Origin of the sequence: Acinetobacter gerneri DSM 14967 = CIP 107464 = MTCC 9824 (assembly GCF_000368565.1) — a bacterium.
GTDB lineage: Bacteria > Pseudomonadota > Gammaproteobacteria > Pseudomonadales > Moraxellaceae > Acinetobacter > Acinetobacter gerneri.
In genome coordinates this window covers 158,530-173,874 of sequence record NZ_KB849543.1, presented here as the reverse complement: position 1 = coordinate 173,874, position 15,345 = coordinate 158,530, and the positions used below count along the sequence as shown (strand labels likewise).

Annotated in this window: 15 protein-coding genes; 9 read left to right on the top strand and 6 right to left on the bottom strand. The window is 40.6% G+C overall.

Annotated features, from left to right (window positions below; genetic code table 11):
• Position 1 precedes the first annotated feature (1 nt).
• From F960_RS09190 to F960_RS09175, 4 genes are all read right to left on the bottom strand, one after another.
• Positions 2–745, bottom strand: a complete 744-nt coding sequence (locus F960_RS09190) for a 3-oxoacid CoA-transferase subunit A (protein WP_004863086.1) — start codon at positions 743–745, stop codon at positions 2–4.
• On the bottom strand, positions 738–2,105 hold the full coding sequence (locus F960_RS09185) for an MFS transporter (RefSeq protein WP_004863084.1): 1,368 nt from the start codon (positions 2,103–2,105) through the stop codon (positions 738–740). Before F960_RS09185 ends, F960_RS09190 begins: the two co-directional genes overlap by 8 nt.
• 49 nt (positions 2,106–2,154) lie before the next feature.
• Positions 2,155–3,648, bottom strand: a complete 1,494-nt coding sequence (locus tag F960_RS09180; protein WP_004863081.1) for a bifunctional 3-(3-hydroxy-phenyl)propionate/3-hydroxycinnamic acid hydroxylase — start codon at positions 3,646–3,648, stop codon at positions 2,155–2,157.
• Positions 3,649–3,728: 80 nt separating this feature from the next.
• Positions 3,729–4,580, bottom strand: a complete 852-nt coding sequence (locus F960_RS09175) for a fumarylacetoacetate hydrolase family protein (protein WP_004863078.1) — start codon at positions 4,578–4,580, stop codon at positions 3,729–3,731.
• A 113-nt stretch (positions 4,581–4,693) separates the two neighbouring features.
• Between F960_RS09175 and F960_RS09170 the strand changes: the two genes are divergently transcribed.
• Both F960_RS09170 and F960_RS09165 read left to right on the top strand, forming a co-directional pair.
• A complete protein-coding gene (locus tag F960_RS09170) occupies positions 4,694–5,239 on the top strand; it encodes a VOC family protein (protein WP_004863075.1) in 546 nt (181 codons plus the stop codon).
• Between the two features lie 12 nt (positions 5,240–5,251).
• Positions 5,252–6,004, top strand: coding sequence for an IclR family transcriptional regulator (locus tag F960_RS09165; RefSeq protein WP_004863072.1), 753 nt, complete (start codon positions 5,252–5,254; stop codon positions 6,002–6,004).
• Between the two features lie 106 nt (positions 6,005–6,110).
• On the opposite strand, the gene F960_RS09160 is transcribed toward F960_RS09165, so the two are convergent.
• Positions 6,111–6,767 carry a hypothetical protein gene (locus F960_RS09160; protein ID WP_004863068.1) on the bottom strand — a complete coding sequence of 219 codons (657 nt, stop codon included), beginning with the start codon at positions 6,765–6,767 and terminating at the stop codon, positions 6,111–6,113.
• Positions 6,768–7,049: 282 nt separating this feature from the next.
• Entirely contained in the window at positions 7,050–7,694 is a 645-nt protein-coding gene (locus F960_RS09155; RefSeq protein ID WP_004863066.1) for a TetR/AcrR family transcriptional regulator, read from the bottom strand.
• Between the two features lie 373 nt (positions 7,695–8,067).
• Between F960_RS09155 and F960_RS09150 the strand changes: the two genes are divergently transcribed.
• From F960_RS09150 to F960_RS09120, 7 genes are all read left to right on the top strand, one after another.
• The gene (locus F960_RS09150) at positions 8,068–9,627 is read left to right on the top strand and encodes a bifunctional 3-(3-hydroxy-phenyl)propionate/3-hydroxycinnamic acid hydroxylase (RefSeq protein ID WP_004863063.1); all 1,560 of its coding nucleotides are present in this window, start codon (positions 8,068–8,070) and stop codon (positions 9,625–9,627) included.
• A 23-nt stretch (positions 9,628–9,650) separates the two neighbouring features.
• On the top strand, positions 9,651–10,565 hold the full coding sequence (locus tag F960_RS09145; protein ID WP_004863060.1) for a VOC family protein: 915 nt from the start codon (positions 9,651–9,653) through the stop codon (positions 10,563–10,565).
• A gap of 13 nt (positions 10,566–10,578) precedes the next feature.
• The gene (locus F960_RS09140; protein ID WP_004863057.1) at positions 10,579–11,421 is read left to right on the top strand and encodes an alpha/beta fold hydrolase; all 843 of its coding nucleotides are present in this window, start codon (positions 10,579–10,581) and stop codon (positions 11,419–11,421) included.
• Between the two features lie 63 nt (positions 11,422–11,484).
• Positions 11,485–12,270: a 2-keto-4-pentenoate hydratase gene (mhpD, locus tag F960_RS09135; RefSeq protein ID WP_004863054.1), complete on the top strand. Its 786-nt coding sequence runs from the start codon at positions 11,485–11,487 to the stop codon at positions 12,268–12,270.
• 19 nt (positions 12,271–12,289) lie between these two features.
• Positions 12,290–13,216, top strand: a complete 927-nt coding sequence (locus F960_RS09130; protein WP_004863052.1) for an acetaldehyde dehydrogenase (acetylating) — start codon at positions 12,290–12,292, stop codon at positions 13,214–13,216.
• Between the two features lie 11 nt (positions 13,217–13,227).
• Positions 13,228–14,244, top strand: a complete 1,017-nt coding sequence (gene dmpG, locus F960_RS09125; protein WP_004863050.1) for a 4-hydroxy-2-oxovalerate aldolase — start codon at positions 13,228–13,230, stop codon at positions 14,242–14,244.
• Positions 14,245–14,275: 31 nt separating this feature from the next.
• Positions 14,276–15,241 carry an MBL fold metallo-hydrolase gene (locus F960_RS09120; RefSeq protein WP_004863044.1) on the top strand — a complete coding sequence of 322 codons (966 nt, stop codon included), beginning with the start codon at positions 14,276–14,278 and terminating at the stop codon, positions 15,239–15,241.
• Positions 15,242–15,345 lie beyond the last annotated feature (104 nt).

Sequence of the window (15,345 nt, the reverse complement as noted above, 5' to 3'; positions counted from 1 at the left end):
ATTATTTCTCACCTGCTGAAATTTGCCCTGACGATATTTGTTCAGATCCTTGAGCATCGTATGGGTTTGCTCGCTGCTGAGCCGTTTGTGCAACTTGCACAACATGCTGCACAAATATCCCCGGCGTAATAATATGCTCAGGATCGAGCTCACCAAGTTCAACGATTTGATTGACTTGGGCAATCGTACAATCCGCTGCCATCGCCATGATTGGTGCAAAGTTTCGTGCAGCTTTCCGATAAATCAGATTGCCCCAACGATCTGCTTTTTCAGCTTTGATCAATGCAAAATCTGCATGTAAAGGTTCCTCTAAAACAAAATCTTTAGCTTGATAATGCATAGTCGGTTTATTTTCCGCCAGCAAAGTTCCGAAACCCGTTGGCGTATAAATAGGTCCCAAGCCCATACCCGCAGCCTGCATTCGACAAGCCAAGTTGCCTTGAGGAACAAGTTCCAATTCTATTTTTCCAGCTCGGTACATTTCATCAAAAACATAAGCATCGGCAGCACGAGGAAATGAACAAATGATTTTTCGAACAGCCCCTTCTTTGATCAACTTAGCCAAACCAAAATCACCATTTCCAGCATTATTGCTAATGATCTCTAGTTCTTTTAAATTGCATTCAAGCAGTGCCTCAATCAATTCTGCCGGTTGACCTGCTGTGCCAAAACCACTCAGCATGATCCTTGCACCATCTTGAATATTGGCAAGTGCAGCATAAATAGAATGGGAAATCTTATTCATTTAATAGGCCTCGATTGAGATTTTTTTCAGACATTTTTTTCAAGGCAAAGGTCAACATAACCATCGCACCTACAAACATCAAAACGCTGCCATAAACCATGCCTATAGCAAATGAATGGGTAATATCTTTGAGCCAGCCAATCAAGAATGAACTGACGATCGTTGCCGAATTGCCAAGTGCGTTGATAAAAGCAATTCCCATAAATTTAGAATCATTGTCCAAGCTTTCATCAGCAAATGCCCAGAAAATTCCCATGGTACTAAAGCCAGCCATACATGCCAGACACAGCCCAATCAATTTAAGCGAAGCCATATCCAGATAAGCTGCCATGAGCCATCCCATGCCACCTAAAATCATCGGAACAAAAGTATGCCAATAGCGTTCTTGCGTTTTGTCAGAATGGCTACATAGATAAAACAGTGCGATCATCGTCACCAAATGCGGAATCGCGACGATAAAACCCGTTAATACAGAAGATGCATTTGGAATCGCGTTTGCGACAATTTGCGGAACCCAAATATTGACCATGCCGCAGGTCGTCACGATACAGAAATATACGATCGCACAGCGGATAACAGAGCTATTTAAAAATGCAAAGCGTTGTGGTTTTGCACTTGCAGTATTACCTGTTGCTGAACCAAGTTGCTGTGACTTGGCTATTTGCTCATTTTCCAAAGCATTGACCAATATGGTTTTTTCATCATCAGTTAACCATTTTGCATCTTTAGGCGTGTTCGGCAATTTAGCAAAAACGATCACCCCTAAAATCACACAAGGTAGACCTTCAAGCAAAAACACCCATTGCCAGCCATTGAGACCGTGGAAACCATGCAAATTTAAAATATAACCCGTGACCACTGCGCCAATTGTTGCGGTAAAAGGCATTGCAAACATAAATACGGCATTGGCTCGTGAACGATGCGTCGCAGGAAACCACTGAGTTAAATACAGCAACATTCCCGGTAAAAAGCCTGCTTCAGCAATCCCCACGATGGCACGAATGATATATAAAGATCTTTCATCGGTCGCAAAAGCCGTACAACTCGATGCAATCCCCCAAACGATGATAATAAAACCGATCCAAATCCGTGTACCCAATTTCTTGAGCATCATATTGCTCGGAATACCGAAACAAATATAAAAAATATAGAAAATCGTGTTGGCTAGACCAAAACTCAGTGCGGTCAATCCAAGATCAGCACTGAGCTGTTTGCCCACAAAGCCGATATTAATCCGATCCAAAAATGAAAAAATAAATAGGATCAATAGGAAATATAACAACTTACGATGTACTTTTTTTACTGTTAAGTCGAGTTTTAACGCATCTTGCTGCAGCAAATCATTTTGCTTGGTTTCCATTGTTCTATCCTCTGAACATATAAAAGTGTCTTACGACTCCATTTCACGATTAAACCTGTGCAAACATGGCAATCCCTGCATGTTCTAAAAGTTGAATCAGCGAATCTCGATCTTGAGCAAAGCCAAAAATATAACGATCTGGTCGAATAATTGCGGCAACGGCTTGCTCTGTTTGTAACCAATCAGCAATCGCAGCATTTGCTGCTAAAACAGTCATTTGTCCTGCATATTCAGCTTGTAAATGTTGCAACTCTGAGCCAGTTAAAATAGATGCATCTCGTGTAACTAAGGCAAATTGATAGCCCACAAGATCATCACTTAATTTTTGATTTTCAAATAAAAACTGGGGTGAAATAAATCCAGCCTGATGATGTTCAGGGCGATAAAAACCAGCACCCAACTTTGGAATAGGTGTAATAAAGTTTTTTAATTTTGCGGTTTGAACTTGAAATTCTGCATCTTCACAATAATTTTGAATAATTTTTCCAAACTGAACTGCACCCTGTATAAACTCAGAAACATGGCTATAGCGTTCAGTAAAATAACTTTGGATCAACGATATATCTTGTTGATCTTGAATCACTTGTTTTAATTTCCACGCCAAATTTGCAGCATCACGAATCCCTGCTGCCATCCCCTGACCCATAAATGGCGGAGTTTGATGTGCCGCATCACCCGCGATAATCAAACGATCTTTGACCCAATTTTTCGCCAATAAAGCATGGAAAGTATAAATCGCTGCACGTTCAATCGTGGCTTGTTCTGGTTGGATATAATCTTCAAGCAAAGACCAAATTTTTTCGTCATGGGTTAAGCTTTTTACATCATCTTCAGGCATCACCATGATTTCCCAGCGACGACGTTGACCAGTGCCTTTGATATAGCTCATCGGACGTTTCGGATCACAGTATTGGATACTATAATCGCCCAAGTCATTTTCTTTTTCATTTGCTATAAAATCAACAACTAACCACTGACTATGTAGATTTAAATCATCAAATGTCGTGCCAATCAAACGACGAATCAGTGAACGAGCACCATCACAGCCGATGACAAATTTTGCCTGAGCTTGATGCAAAGTTCCTTTTGATAAATCTTCATAATAAATACTACAAGATTCAGATGATTGATCCACCTTATAAACATCATGACGCAACTTCAGATCAAGCAATGGGTGATCCGCAATATGATCACGTAAAACTTTTTCTAAATCAGGTTGATGTATCCGATAAGCAGAACTCCATTGCTGATTGCCTTTTACAACAGGTCGCTCCCAAGTAATCAACAGCTCACCATTGGCATCTTGAAATTTCATGCCCGGACCTGGTGCAATTTCCTGCAACAATTGCTCAGTAATACCAATCGTTTGAAACACACGCATACATTCAGCATCAAAACGAATCGCACGTGGTAACTGTAAAATATTGGCTTCCCTTTCTATCACTAAAACACTTAAACCTTGTTTCAGTAAAAGATTGGCCAAGGTTACGCCTGTCGGACCATAGCCCACAATTGCAATATCATAATGTTTTGAATGTTCCATTTCTTTCTTCCTTTTAGATTGGAGATTTTTCGATTTAAAATCTCCAAAATCACTGCAAAATGATGATCAACCCGCTTTTTTTATGCGTCATTTTTCACGGTATTTTTCAAAGTACCGATACGATCAATTTCGATTTCAACCACATCACCTTCAGATAAAAGTAATGGTGGAGTACGCTTCAAACCAATGCCGCCCGGTGTACCGCTGACGATCACATCACCTGCTTGTAAAGGTGTAAAAGTTGAAATGTAATGAATTAATGAAGGAATATCGTGGATCAGTTGAGAAGTTGTTGCGCGTTGAACTTCTTGACCATTTACACGAGTGAGCAAAGTCATTTCTTCATTGGCTTTGATTTCATCACTTGTGACCATCCACGGTCCAAAAGCACCTGTTTTATAAAAGTTTTTACCCGGACCCCACTGCGCAGTATGACGTTGCCAATCACGCACTGAACCATCGTTATAGCAAGCATAGCCCGCGATATGATCCCAAGCCGCTTCCTTAGAAATACGACGTCCGCCTTGACCAATGATGATGGCAATTTCACCTTCATAATCGAACTGTTCTGCTTCAACAGGACGTAAAAGCGCTTGCTCATGACCCACTTGAGAAGGAGATAAGCGCATGAAAATCATTGGTTTTTCTGTTACTTCACGTTTGGTTTCCTGAACATGATCTGCATAGTTCAGACCGATACAAAAAATCTGCTCTGGATTTGGAATAACAGGTTCAAATTGAATTTCAGCAAGTAAATAATCAGGTGTTGAATCTGCAACAGACTGAATTTTTTCAAGATAATTATCAACAGCCAATAAATCTCTTAAACTCGCATATTGCTGATTAAATTTGGATTTAAGATCAATGACCGCGTCATCCTTTACCAGTCCAAAAGAGCTTTGACCATTTTTGCTGAAACTTAACAATTTCATAGAAGCATTCCTTTATCTAAAAACATAATTATCAATTATCAATAATTATTGACATAATAATTGTATAGTTATAATTTAATGTCAACATTTTTATCAATTATTGAGAAATATTTATGAAAGGACTCAGTTTTAGCCATATCGGAATATATGTGAAAGATCTTGAAAAAATGGAAGAATTTTATACAAAAGTTCTTGGTTTTTTTGTCACTGATCGCGGACACCTCAATACACCAAAAGGTGAGGTTCAGTTGGTTTTCTTGAGCCGTGACCCTAAAACACATCACCAAATCGTATTGGCAAGTGGCCGACCTGATGAAAATATTTTCAATCCAATCAACCAGATATCTTTAGAAGCAGATAGTTTAGAAACCTTGCAAGAGATTTATCACAATTTTACTGAACTCAATGTGCCAAATATTGATGCGATCACACATGGCAATGCGATTTCTTTTTATGCGCCCGATCCTGAAGGAAACCGCTTAGAATTGTTTATTGATACGCCTTGGTATGTGTCTCAACCTATGAAAATTCCAGTAAATTTAGCTAAAGCTGCAGCAGAATTGATGGCTGAGGTTGAAGCTCATGCACGAAAACTTCCCGGCTTTTGCCAAAGAGCCGAATGGGAGGGTAAAATGAAGCAATTAATGTCACTCAACTAAACTGAGAATTTCATGTCTACATCAAATAATATGTTGAATATTTTGACTTTATTTTCAATAGAACAACCTATTTTGGATGCAGACGAAATTTGTGAAAAATTGAGTTTTTCCATTCCAACAGGCTATCGCTATATCAAAGATTTGGTCAATCATGGCTTGTTGGAACGCTTACATGGTGGGCAATACACGCTCGGTCCGCAAATTTCTGTCTTGGATTATATTTCCCAACGTGGTAATCCGTTGATTCACTATAGTGTTCCGTTGATGCAGGAAATCGCTGAACAAACAGAAATGGATTGTTGTTTAACCCAATTACATGAAGATTATTGTTTAGACATTCATCATCAAAGCTTTAAGGACTCTGATTTGCTGGCTTATGGTCGAGGTCGCCCTCGCCCGCCTTATGCAGGAGGCGCGCCGAAAATTATGCTGGCATTTAGCCCAGCAAAAACACAAAAGATTTTTTATGAAAAATACCGTGAACAGTTTTCTTTGACTGAATTTAGTCAAAACGAAGCTGAATTTCTCAAAAAAATGACCAATATTAAGAAACAAGGTTATTATTTTTCGATTGGTGAATTGGAATCTCATCTAGGCGCAATCGCTGTTCCAATTGTGTATTCGACCAAATCCAATCCAATTGCTCTCACTGTGGTGAGTTCTGCTAAGCGTTTAAAACTGACCAATATTAATGTGATTGTTGATCTTTTAAAAAATGCAGCAACAGAGATTGAAAACAATATGTTAGGTAAGAAAATAGATTAGTCCTATATCGCATAGAATGCGTATATCTATATTTTTTATAAAATTTCTAGATGAATGGGGTTGTAAATAGCCCCAAGCACCACTTAAATGAGATCATAATTGATCATTAAAATACGTATGACAGACCAATATTCATCGCTTTCAATGTCGTTTTCTCATTTGACTGATCTTTTTCCTGTTTAAAAATACGATAAGCCGACATTAAACCGACATTTTTAGTGAGCATCGTTTTTAGTCCAAAACGATATTCTGTCGCATCACTTTTATCCAAATCAAAATAGCCAAAATCAGCAAATCCAACCACTGGAACTTGACCTCCAATTACACCGAGTAGATATTCACCACCCACATGCATGGCAACGCCATCATCTTTCCAAGTCGGAATCATGACAAAGTCATATTCTTGTTTTTGCTTAAAATATTCGACATCTGCTTGAACAGAACCTCTGCCTATTTTTTGACGCCAACCTAACCCAGCTCTAAACTCTTCACCATCCACTCCCGGTTGCGGTAAAGCTTTGATATCAACAGAAACCGTTTCATAGTGCACAAAACCGAACCATTGATTTTTGGAAATCTCAGCAACAGCACCATAAGCTCTACCGCTATCTTTAATCCTTTCAGCTCCCGGATTTTTAATTTTGATTCCGGCTTGAGGAACGATATAGGTGCCGATATAGCCGTGAATGTCTTCTGAATATGCGGCACTGCTCAGCAATGCCAGTCCCAATAAAGAACATAATTTAGGGCTTAATTTTTTCATTTTGCTATCCTTAATTGATGAAATAATAAATTTTCAAGGACAAAAGGGGGCTCTCATTGCAAAAAGCAACAAGTCAAACTTAAATAATCTTTATAAGTTCAGCGTATTAAAAACGGAGCGTTCCCGACTGTGACATTGATAATTTCCTATCCTAGAAAATGTGTTATCGCCATTCCGCTAGCGATGCTTATTTTGTCACCAATTTAACAAAGCTTTTTTTTTCGTCTATATCTAAAAAACAATAGTCTGTATTAATAATATCAATACAGACTCACCTTAGTATTATTTTGTTACATGTTTTTCTGCGTAGTTTTTTCCCATCAGAGCAATTGATTCTGCCAACAAAGTCATTGACTCTTCCAAGGTTTGATTTGGATCCGCTTGTAACTCGATGACTGCCCCATCAAAGCCTGCAACAGCAAAGTAAACCAAGCGATCAGCTATGGCTTTTTTCAACTCAGCATCATAATCACAAAATGAATCTTGAAGCATTTGATGCATACATTTTCGACCATCCTGACGTACCTGAGTGATCATATCGCTGATCTCTGGTGCTTCATCACTCATCAATAAAATCAAATGCAAACGTAAGAAATCCGCATGCGACAAAAACACTTCACCTGTTCTTTGCAAGTACCAATTTAAACGTTCAAAATCAGTATCTAAGGGAGGAATGTTGGCATAAGATTGTTGCATCGCATCAAAGAATCTACGTGCGTTATGATCCATAACAGCTGACAACAAACCCGATTTGGACTGAAAATGATGGTAAATCGCGCTTTTAGGCAAGCCTGTTTCCTGACAAAGTGTCGAAACTGAAGTTGCGGCATAACCCTTCTCTGCCATCAAACGCACTGCAACGTTTAGTATTTCTTTACGAGATCGTTGCCCTCGCCTATTTCCTGCTTGAAGCTGATCAGTCTGCATACACATTCCATATTGTTTATAAAACAAAGATTTAATACAAATTAATCGTATTTATTTGAGTTCGTTAAAGTCTTTCTAAGCCTCAATATTTTACACGATCGAGGTAGTATTTTTCAGTCATCGTTCATATTTCAGTTTTTTTCAACCGCATTAACCACTCAAGAATAAAAACGCATGAGGTCGCGATCATTTAAATAAAAATGAATAAAATCATTAAATTAAGTAAATATTAAAAATAACTATCATTTTTTAATAAAAATTTCAATTCAACAATAGTCTTATTGCTTGTGATCAATTTAGAACAAATTATAAACGTATTGGACCGATAGGTACAAAACATAAAAACATGCCTTAGTCGAAGGAGACGACAGTTATGCAAAGTGCACAACAAGATTATGACACCGATGTTGCGGTGATTGGCTATGGTCCAACAGGGATCATTTCTGCCATGACCCTTGCCAAAAACGGTGTTCAGGTCACGGCATTTGAAAGAGAGCAATCCATTTATCCTCGTGCACGAGCGGTCACGATCAATGATTGGACCATGCGCATCATGCAAAATTTGGGTATAGATCAACAAGTCACTCGTGTTGTAGAAGCGCAACGTGCTTTACGTTGGTTGACCTATGACGGTAAAGAAGTTTTACGCTTTGATCATCCAGATTCAACACTTGGTGTGGTTTCACGTTTTTACAATATTTATCAACCAATTATGGAATCAACTTTGCGTGATTGCGCCACTCAATATGGCGATCAATTGCAGGTCAAATTTGGTTATGAAGTCACAGCCATAGAGCAAGATGATGCAGGTGTGACAATCACCTCAAAATGTATAAATACGGGTGAGTTGAAGAAAACCCGTGCCAAATACGCAATCGCTGCCGATGGTGGTTCTAGTGCTGTCCGCCACCAACTTGGCATCAAAATGCACGGCGATACTTTGGAACAAGTTTGGATCGTGATCGACTGCCGTGTAAAACGCTGGTGGCCAGATCGTGATTTACTGACCTTTTGGACCGATAAAGAACGTCCAGTGGTCGACATTGCATTGTCTGCGGGTAACCATCGCTGGGAAATTCCATTAAAACCGGGTGAAACAGAAGCAGATTTTGATTCAAATGAAAAAGTTTGGCCGCTACTCAAAGCATTAGGTCATGATGAAAATGACATTGAAATTCATCAATTTGCATTTTATCGACATCACACCCGTATGGCAGAAACTTGGCGTGTGAACCGTGTCTTCCTTGCAGGAGATGCATGTCACCTTATGCCACCTTGGGCTGGTGCAGGGATGCAAACAGGCATGCGTGATGGATATAACCTAGGCTGGAAAATGGCAGCAGTGATTAAAAATCAGCTCCCTGAAGCTTGGCTCGACACCTATGAAACTGAGCGTCGCCCAAATGCCGAATTTTATACCAATCTCGCAGTCGGCTTAGGTCGCATTATCAAACAAGAAGCATCAGAAGCTGAAATCAAAGCTATGAATGATGCGCCTAAAAATACCGTAACTCCTTTTGAACCGCCACTTAGCGCCCCACCTGTGATGGTTGCAGGTTGGTTACGTGGTGAAATCTCAGACGCCAGTATCGTGGGACGCATGTTGCCACAACCGATCATTGGTACTGCGATCGGGAAAATTGGACGTTTAGACGACATTTTAGGAGAAGGTTTTGTACTACTCGGTGCTGACTGTGATCCTGCAAGCTTCCTCACCGAAGAAGAAAAATCAGCTTGGGATGCATTGAACACCCGCTATATCGCCATGCGCCCGAAAGATAAACACACTCAAACACCGCATGACTTGGTGGATATCGGTCAAGCAATCTTGCCTTGGATGGAGCGTTATGGCGTAAAAGTCATCGCCATTCGACCAGACAAATTTATTGCTGCCAATGATGTACATGGTCTTGCTGTTCCTGCTTTAGCTTAATTTTTTTAAATAAGGAATATCGTATGGGACATGTGACTGAACTTGCCTACCTTGGTGTGTCGGCAACTGATCTTGATGCTTGGGAAAGCTTTGCTGTTGATATGCTCGGCATGCAACTTGCCAAAAAGACAGATCAACAACTGAGCTTGAGAATGGATCAAAAAGCCCATCGTTTCTTGATCAACTTTGATCAAGAAAATGGTCATGCTTTTACAGGTTTTGCCTGCGCTGATGAAAATGCATTGCAAGAACTCGTCAAAGCATTACGTGAACAGGGTTATGAAGTACTTGAGGGTGATGCAAATCTTGCAGCAGATCGTAAAGTCGAACAGATCTATACCACCCTTGACCCAATCGGAAACTGTGTCGAATTGATTTACGGCTTACAAGATGCAGATACGCCCTTTCATTCAACAAAAATTCGTTCGCAGTTTGTGACAGGTCGTGGCGGTGCTGGACACGAAGTTTTGGTTGAGCAAGGCGTAGACCGTAAAAAAATTATGGATTGGTACGCGCTACTCGGCTTCAAACTGACCGATATCATTGAAGAACAAATTACCCCTGAGATTAAGGCCTCCGTTGCATTCTTACATTGCAATGGTCGTCACCACAGTCTGGCACTTGCCAATATGCCATTACCAATGAATTTGCATCATTTCATGATCGAAGTTGCAGATATCAGTGATGTCGGCTCTGCCTATGATCGCTGTATGGATGCAGGCTATGACTTTGAAATGACATTGGGAATGCACCCTAACGACCAGATGTTTAGCTTTTATGTCAAAACCCCTTCTGGCTTTAGCATCGAATTCGGCTGGGGTGGCTTGATTATTGATGAAAATACATGGCAAGTGAAACACTTAGATCAACTCAGCGCTTGGGGACATCGCTCTGGTCAAGTGGTCGCCGAAAAACTTTTAGCAAATGTAAAACCCTAAGGATGGAATCAAAATGCAAATCGAAAAAGACAATATTTCACGTGAAGTAAAAACTAAAGATTGGACTTTGCGTTACTACGAAGCTGGTCAGGGTTTACCTGTCATCATGTTGCATGGTAGTGGTCCGGGTGCAACTGGCTGGAGTAATTTTAAAGGCAATATTGGTGCATTGGCTGAGCATTTCCATGTCTATGCTGTCGATATGCCGGGTTGGGGTGAATCAGATGCTGCAACAGTTGAGCAACTTGATCATGTTGAAGCCGTACTGCAATTTATGGATGCCGTGGGTATCGAAAAAGCTGCATTTATCGGTAACTCAATGGGTGGTCAAACCTCACTGCGCTTTGCCACAGAACATCCTGACCGTATCTCGCACCTCATCACTATGGGTCCTCCTGTAGGTAAATTCCCCACATTATTTGGTGCAGGCGATGGGCCATCTGAAGGCTTAAAAGTATTAATCAAAGCCTACCAAGATCCAAGCCCTGACAATATGCAAAAGCTTGTTGAAATCATGTGTTTTGACAAAGCTAAATTTGCAACACCTGAACTTTGCAAAGCTCGCTCTGATGCAGCGATGGCACGTCCTGAACATCTACAAAATTATGTTGCGGGCTTGCCTAAAGGCGCACCATTACCAAAATGGGTCGATGTCAATAAATTACATGAAATCAAAGTACCTTCCATGTTCATTCATGGTCGTGATGACCGTGTCGTGTCTTATGAAACATCATTATTGTTAACCGCACATGTTCCAAATTCACGCTTAGTGCTCATCAACCAATGTGGTCATTGGGCAATGATCGAACATGAAGATGAATTTAACAATCTGGTGACTCAATTCCTCAAACAGTAATTTCCCTCTTGCCCCCCAATCTTTGCTCGAAGCATTGGGGGATTTTTTTCAAAGGATATGAAAATGACGACACCAGATATCGACGCTCTTGCACAAAGCTTACGTCATGCCGAATCAGAAGCTACGGCGATTGCACCTTTAAAAAATATTATTGGTGAAAATAATGCTGAGGCAGCCTATGCCATCCAACAAATCAACGTCGCTTATGCTACTGCCAATAGTCGACGAGTCATTGGACGAAAAATCGGATTAACCAACCCCAAAGTACAAGCCCAACTTGGTGTAGATCAGCCTGATTTCGGTACACTTTTTAGTGATATGTGTTATGGCGACAACCAAGTCGTTCCATTTAATCGTGTATTACAACCCAAAATTGAAGCTGAAATTGCCCTGATTTTAAAACAAGATTTAACTCAAAAAGATCTCTGTATCAGCGAATTGATTTCAGCGATTGAATGGGTGGTGCCTGCCTTAGAAATCGTGGGAAGCCGTATCGAAAATTGGAAAATTAGCTTTGTCGACACTGTCGCTGACAACGCATCAAGTGGTTGTTATGTATTGGGTGGTCCAGCCAGATCAATCCAAGGTTTAGACCTACGAAATGCACAAATGAGCATGAGCCAAAATGGACAAGTCGTTTCTAGCGGAAGTGGTGCTGAATGCTTAGGTCATCCACTCAATGCTGCCCTTTGGTTAGCACGAAAAATGGTCGAAATGAATACACCACTTAAAGCAGGCGACATCATCCTGACAGGTGCATTAGGACCTATGGCAACAGTACAAGCAGGCGATCATTTTGAAGCAGTGATCGAAGGAATCGGTCAAGTTGCTGTTTCATTTAGCCATTAATCTGGGTGAGAAATAAATCATGAGCAAAAAAATTAAAACGGCAATTATCGGATCAGGCAATATCGGTACAGATTTGATGATCAAAATTTTGCGTAATTCGAACAACCTAGAAATCACAGCAATGGTCGGAATTGATGAAAACTCTGACGGTCTAGCACGTGCAAAACGCATGGGCGTCAATACCACACATCAAGGTGTTGAAGGCTTGGTTAAAATGCCCGAATTTGCAGATATCGACATCGTATTTGATGCCACCTCTGCCAATGCACACCGCTACAATGACCAGTTTTTACGCCAACATAAAGCCAACATTAAACTGATCGATTTAACTCCAGCAGCAATCGGTCCTTATTGTGTACCTGTGGTCAATTTGCAAGAAAACCTTGGGCAGCTCAATGTCAATATGGTGACCTGTGGCGGTCAAGCGACTATTCCAATCGTCGCTGCTGTATCGCAAATCGCCAAAGTACATTATGCCGAAATCATTGCCTCAATTTCGAGTAAATCGGCAGGTCCGGGCACACGTGCAAATATTGATGAATTTACCGAAACAACCTCTAAAGCCATTGAAGTCATTGGTGGAGCAAGCAAAGGTAAAGCCATTATTGTATTAAATCCTGCTGAACCACCTTTGATCATGCGAGATACGGTTTACATCCTTTCTGATCTAGTCGATGAAAAACTCATCACTGCTTCAATCGAAAAAATGGTCGAAGAAGTCAATCGCTATGTTCCGGGCTATCGCCTAAAACAACAAGTTCAGTTTGACCCTGTTTCTGATTTAAATATTGCAGGTTTAGGCACATTTAATGGTTTAAAAACCTCAGTCTTCCTAGAGGTTGAAGGTGCTGCTCATTACTTACCAGCCTATGCTGGAAATCTCGACATCATGACCTCTGCTGCCCTTGCGACTGCTGAACGCATGGCACTTGCCAACCCATCTTAAGGATGAGAATAATGTCAAAAAAAATCTATATTTCTGATGTCACATTACGTGATGGTTGCCATGCGATTCGTCACCAATATTCGATCCAAAATGTTCAAGATATTGCCCGAGCTTTAGACAAAGCCAAAGTCGATTCAATTGAAGTCGCACACGGTGATGGCCTACAAGGTTCTAGTTTTAATTATGGTTTTGCAGCACATACTGACTTGGAATGGATCGAGGCTGTTGCCGATGTGATTGAACATTCTCAAATTGCAACACTGTTATTACCCGGCATCGGCACAGTTCATGATCTGAAAAATGCCTATCAAGCTGGCGCACGTATAGTCCGTGTAGCAACTCACTGTACCGAAGCAGATGTTTCAAAACAGCATATCCAATATGCCCGTGAATTGGGGATGGATACCGTTGGCTTTTTGATGATGAGTCATATGATTAGTCCACAAGGTTTGGCTGAACAAGCAAAACTGATGGAAAGTTATGGCGCGACCTGTATCTACGTGGTGGATTCTGGCGGCGCGATGAATATGAATGATATCCGTGATCGTTTCCGCGCAGTAAAAGACAAACTTGATCCAAGTACACAAACAGGTATTCATGCACACCACAATCTAGGTCTGGGTGTTGCAAATTCTATCATGGCCGTTGAAGAAGGTTGTGACCGTGTCGATGCAAGCTTGGCAGGTATGGGCGCTGGAGCAGGTAATGCACCGCTTGAAGTCTGTATTGCAGCTTTTGAAAAAATGGGTTGGCAACACGGCACTGATCTTTATGCCTTGATGGATGCTGCCGATGATATCGTCCGTCCATTACAAGATCGTCCTGTGCGTGTCGATCGTGAAACTTTAGCGCTCGGTTATGCAGGCGTTTATTCAAGTTTCTTACGTCACTCAGAACGTGCTGCTGAAAAATATGGACTGAAAACGGTCGATATCCTCGTTGAACTTGGTAAACGTCGTATGGTCGGTGGGCAGGAAGATATGATTGTTGATGTTGCTTTAGATTTGTTGGCGAAACAAAGCCATTGATAAAAAAATGCAAGGATACAAAGGATTGATCATGCAATTAAAGAATTTATTTATACCCCTGAGTCTTATTTTAGCAACGGTTCAGTTGAGTCATGCAACTGAAAACAATGAAACAAAGATCAATGAAACCGAGAATAAAACCCGAGTAGTCATGCTTGGAACAGGCAATCCAGGCTTTGACTATAAAAGGGATGGACAAAACATCCTGATCGTGGTCAACAAACAGCTATATATGTTTGATGCTGGTCCCGGGTTTATGAAAAACATAAACTATCTAAGTGATCAAAAATGGATGCCATCCAATACCATTTTTTCCAATCAGTCCGTATATGGTGCGATTGATAAACTGTTTATCACGCATTTAGATTCTGATCATACTCTAGGAATTGGAGAGTTTTTATTAAGACCATGGGTGCAGGGTCGTTCCAGCCAACCTGATGTATATGGACCACCCGGAACTAAAAACTTGGTCGACTATACAATCAAAGCTTTCAAATCCGATATAGATCACCGTACTGGTGGACCTCAGCCTTCCAATCCAACTGGTTTTAAAGCCAAGGTACACGAGATTGCTAATACAGGGCTCATTTACCAAGATCAAAATATCAAAGTCACTGCCTTTAAAGTTCCACATAGCAGTTGGAAAATCGCTTTTGGTTATCGCGTGGAAACACCTGATAAAGTTATCGTGATGAGTGGCGACACTCGTTTTGATGAAAATAACTTAAAATACTATCAAGGTGCAGATGTTCTGATTCATGAGGTAATGAGTGATGTAGCCTATAAAAAACTGCCGAAGGACTGGCAAAACTATATGCTCGGTGCGCATACCACAACACAACAACTTGCTGATATTGCAAATGTCGTCAAACCTAAAACCTTGGTTCTAAATCATGCTATTTTTCTAAGCCAATCAGAATCAGGATTACTTAAAGAAGTGACAGATCAATACGCTGGAAAAGTTATCCTTGCAGATGACAAGGTGATTATCGACTAAGGCAGTCTTTTAAAAGCCAAAGTGAACTCACAAAAAAAGAGCCTTTTACATAAAAGGCTCTTTTCATCGAGATATTAAATTTCAAATACTTTTATGATCACTAA

Excerpts from the sequence above, each read along its gene's own strand:
- F960_RS09150 (WP_004863063.1), top strand. The coding sequence starts at position 8,068 with ATGCAAAGTGCACAACAAGATTATGACACCGATGTTGCGGTGATTGGC.
- F960_RS09155 (WP_004863066.1), bottom strand. The coding sequence starts at position 7,694 with ATGCAGACTGATCAGCTTCAAGCAGGAAATAGGCGAGGGCAACGATCT.
- F960_RS09120 (WP_004863044.1), top strand. The coding sequence starts at position 14,276 with ATGCAATTAAAGAATTTATTTATACCCCTGAGTCTTATTTTAGCAACG.
- F960_RS09180 (WP_004863081.1), bottom strand. The coding sequence starts at position 3,648 with ATGGAACATTCAAAACATTATGATATTGCAATTGTGGGCTATGGTCCG.
- F960_RS09165 (WP_004863072.1), top strand. The coding sequence starts at position 5,252 with ATGTCTACATCAAATAATATGTTGAATATTTTGACTTTATTTTCAATA.
- F960_RS09130 (WP_004863052.1), top strand. The coding sequence starts at position 12,290 with ATGAGCAAAAAAATTAAAACGGCAATTATCGGATCAGGCAATATCGGT.
- F960_RS09145 (WP_004863060.1), top strand. The coding sequence starts at position 9,651 with ATGGGACATGTGACTGAACTTGCCTACCTTGGTGTGTCGGCAACTGAT.
- F960_RS09175 (WP_004863078.1), bottom strand. The coding sequence starts at position 4,580 with ATGAAATTGTTAAGTTTCAGCAAAAATGGTCAAAGCTCTTTTGGACTG.
- F960_RS09140 (WP_004863057.1), top strand. The coding sequence starts at position 10,579 with ATGCAAATCGAAAAAGACAATATTTCACGTGAAGTAAAAACTAAAGAT.
- F960_RS09190 (WP_004863086.1), bottom strand. The coding sequence starts at position 745 with ATGAATAAGATTTCCCATTCTATTTATGCTGCACTTGCCAATATTCAA.
- dmpG (WP_004863050.1), top strand. The coding sequence starts at position 13,228 with ATGTCAAAAAAAATCTATATTTCTGATGTCACATTACGTGATGGTTGC.
- F960_RS09170 (WP_004863075.1), top strand. The coding sequence starts at position 4,694 with ATGAAAGGACTCAGTTTTAGCCATATCGGAATATATGTGAAAGATCTT.
- F960_RS09185 (WP_004863084.1), bottom strand. The coding sequence starts at position 2,105 with ATGGAAACCAAGCAAAATGATTTGCTGCAGCAAGATGCGTTAAAACTC.
- F960_RS09160 (WP_004863068.1), bottom strand. The coding sequence starts at position 6,767 with ATGAAAAAATTAAGCCCTAAATTATGTTCTTTATTGGGACTGGCATTG.
- mhpD (WP_004863054.1), top strand. The coding sequence starts at position 11,485 with ATGACGACACCAGATATCGACGCTCTTGCACAAAGCTTACGTCATGCC.